The organism is Arthrobacter sp. GMC3 (assembly GCF_002929305.1).
Classification (GTDB): Bacteria; Actinomycetota; Actinomycetes; order Actinomycetales; family Micrococcaceae; genus Specibacter.
Genome location: NZ_PJIO01000036.1, coordinates 1 through 3,108, shown reverse-complemented (window position 1 = coordinate 3,108; position 3,108 = coordinate 1). Strand labels below are relative to the sequence as shown.

Here is a 3,108-nt window from a genome sequence, read left to right as displayed (position 1 = left end):
TCCGGCAGTGAAATTAAGATTACAGCTGATGATAACCAGAAAGGAAACGCGCGAACTTGCTCAAAGACAGCTCGATATCATCGACACGCGGTAGCGTGACAATGCGGAAGTGATCCGGCCACGGCCAGTTGAATGCCGTCCCTTGCACCAACAGAACTTTTTCCTGCAACAGGAAATCCAGCACCATTTTCTGATCGTCGTGAATGTTAAAGCGTTTGGCGTCGATTTTCGGGAACATATACAGCGCACCACGAGGTTTCACGCAGGAAACGCCCGGAATATCGTTGATCAGTTCCCACGCGCGTTTACGCTGCTCATAAAGACGACCGCCAGGGGTAATAAATTCACTGATGCTCTGATAACCACCTAGCGCGGTCTGAATGGCGTGTTGCGCAGGAACGTTAGCACACAGGCGCATTGAAGCCAGCATTTCCAGACCTTCGATGTAGCCTTTGGCGTGTTTTTTCGGCCCGTTCAACACCATCCACCCCTGACGGAAGCCTGCAACGCGGTACGTTTTCGACAGTCCGTTAAAGGTAATGGTCAGCAGGTCAGGTGCCAGCGGTGCAATTGAGTGATGCTCAGCGTCGTCGTAGAGAATTTTGTCATAAATTTCATCGGCGAAGATAATGAGATTATGCTGACGTGCAATCTCCACAATCTCCATTAAAAGCTCTTTGGAATATACCGCGCCGGTTGGGTTATTTGGGTTGATAATAACGATCCCACGCGTACGAGGCGTAATTTTAGCGCGAATATCATCGAGGTCCGGGAACCAGTCAGAGGATTCATCGCAAAGATAATGCACCGCTTTACCGCTGGAAAGCGAAACCGCCGCGGTCCATAGTGGGTAATCTGGTGCAGGAACCAACATTTCGTCCCCGCTGTTCAGCAATGCCTGCATTGCCTGAACGATAAGCTCCGATACACCATTGCCGATGTAAATATCTTCCACGGTAACATCACGCATGCCACGAGCCTGGTAGTGCTGCATGATGGCTTTACGCGCGGAGTAAAGACCTTTGGAATCGCAATACCCTTGAGCGGTAGGCAGGTTGCGTATCACGTCAACGAGGATTTCATCTGGCGCGTCAAAACCGAACGGGGCTGGGTTGCCGATGTTCAGTTTCAGTACCTTGTTACCTTCTTCTTCCAGGCGTTTTGCTTCTTTCAGCACCGGACCACGGATGTCATAACAGACATTCTCTAATTTGCTGGATTTTTCAATGGGGGACATGAATCTTGACCTTTTTTGCTGTTATCGCCACTCCCTGCCGTGGAAGTCAGCTTAGAACAATGTACTCCCCCAGGACGGTGTTTTGAAGGTCTGCAGAATAAGATTTTGCCAGAGGGGAAGGCTCGATTGTGCTGTTAATAACTTAATAATGACAAAATAATGAGGTGTATATGCTTTACATGCAATGTTATATAGTGAATTGTTCTGATTCTTAATTGTAAGTCTGGTTTTTTTATCTGTAAGATAATTGTGTGAAAATGCCTCATTTAAGAATTCACTAATGAAACGCGATGATGATATTTCCGCATTACGGAGAGTTTAACAGCGTGATGATTTCCGAGGTGTCGTAATGGGGGCAAGGTGTGAAACTATTGTTAAGCGGAATTAATGAATGAGGATGATGCTAATTAATTATTATTTAATATTCAAAAAGGTTTTGATGTGCTTATTAATAATAGAAGATTACTTTGCCTAACATAACATAACTTTGCATCAGATAATTCGCAATGACCCTTATAAATAAAAGGTTTTTGGGGTAAAATGCTCGCATAAATGACGGATCCCTGCTCTTGATGCCGCCTTACCATTGCTGTTTGTACGTGTTCGCGTATGACCAGCGATGCTGCACGAGAGTGGAACAAGGACTCACATTTACATTTATACAAACACGCGCATGTCATAAATAGAAAAGAGTGAGTAACTTAATAGATATGCGATCCCTGAAGATATATTCTGTGATCTACTTCAGGCATTATAACGGAACAATGTGAGTCGCTTTTTTAGTGCAACTCATATGCATTTTTACTTTCGTCCGGGTTCCGGATGAAACTGCCAGGGAGGCACATTACAAATGGAATTGCTTGTTTGTGTGTGCACAGCATTAACCAGCTCAGTATGAGCCGCCAGTAAGTGATAATATATGATAAGTGCAAATCGTCCGATAATTAACCTCGACCTCGATCTGCTGAGAACATTTGTTGCTGTTGCCGATCTGAACACTTTTGCTGCCGCAGCTGCCGCTGTGTGTCGTACTCAGTCCGCCGTAAGTCAGCAAATGCAGCGTCTGGAACAACTCGTTGGGAAAGAACTGTTCGCTCGTCACGGTCGCAACAAACTGTTAACTGAACATGGCATTCAACTTCTTGGTTACGCCAGGAAAATCCTGCGTTTTAATGATGAGGCCTGCTCATCATTAATGTTCAGTAATCTTCAGGGCGTGTTAACTATCGGTGCTTCAGATGAATCTGCCGATACGATCTTACCTTTCCTGTTAAATCGCGTGAGTTCGGTTTATCCGAAATTAGCGCTGGATGTCCGCGTTAAACGTAATGCCTATATGGCAGAAATGCTGGAATCCCAGGAAGTGGATTTGATGGTAACCACCCATCGTCCTTCTACCTTTAAGGCATTGAACCTGCGTACCTCGCCAACACACTGGTACTGCGCAGCGGAATACGTATTGCAAAAAGGTGAGCCGATCCCTCTTGTATTGCTGGATGATCCAAGTCCGTTTCGCGATATGGTGCTGGCGACGCTTAATAAAGCAGATATTCCATGGCGACTGGCTTATGTCGCCTCGACGCTTCCGGCCGTTCGTGCGGCAGTGAAAGCCGGTCTTGGCGTGACGGCAAGGCCGGTTGAGATGATGAGCCCGGACCTGCGTGTGCTGAGTGGAGTAGATGGCTTACCGCCGCTACCTGATACCGAATATTTGCTGTGCTATGATCCGTCCAGTAATAATGAGCTGGCCCAGGTGATCTATCAGGCGATGGAGAGCTACCATAATCCGTGGCAATACAGCCCAATGTCTGCTCCGGAAGGGGATGATTCATTGTTGATTGAAAGGGATATCGAGTAATCGACGGACGATA

The 3,108-nt window shown here is 46.5% G+C and carries 2 protein-coding genes; one reads left to right on the top strand and one right to left on the bottom strand.

The window, feature by feature from the left end; genetic code table 11:
• Positions 1-19: 19 nt before the first annotated feature.
• Entirely contained in the window at positions 20-1,237 is a 1,218-nt protein-coding gene (gene alaA, locus CXQ94_RS23545) for an alanine transaminase AlaA (protein ID WP_058905359.1), read from the bottom strand.
• A 919-nt stretch (positions 1,238-2,156) separates the two neighbouring features.
• On the opposite strand from alaA, the gene lrhA reads away from it, so the two are divergent.
• Complete coding sequence (lrhA, locus tag CXQ94_RS23540; protein ID WP_000622290.1) at positions 2,157-3,095, top strand: transcriptional regulator LrhA; 939 nt, start codon at positions 2,157-2,159, stop codon at positions 3,093-3,095.
• Positions 3,096-3,108 lie beyond the last annotated feature (13 nt).

What these genes read in the sequence shown, in the direction of transcription:
- alaA (WP_058905359.1), bottom strand. Translation starts at nt 1,237, where the DNA reads ATGTCCCCCATTGAAAAATCCAGCAAATTAGAGAATGTCTGTTATGAC.
- lrhA (WP_000622290.1), top strand. Translation starts at nt 2,157, where the DNA reads ATGATAAGTGCAAATCGTCCGATAATTAACCTCGACCTCGATCTGCTG.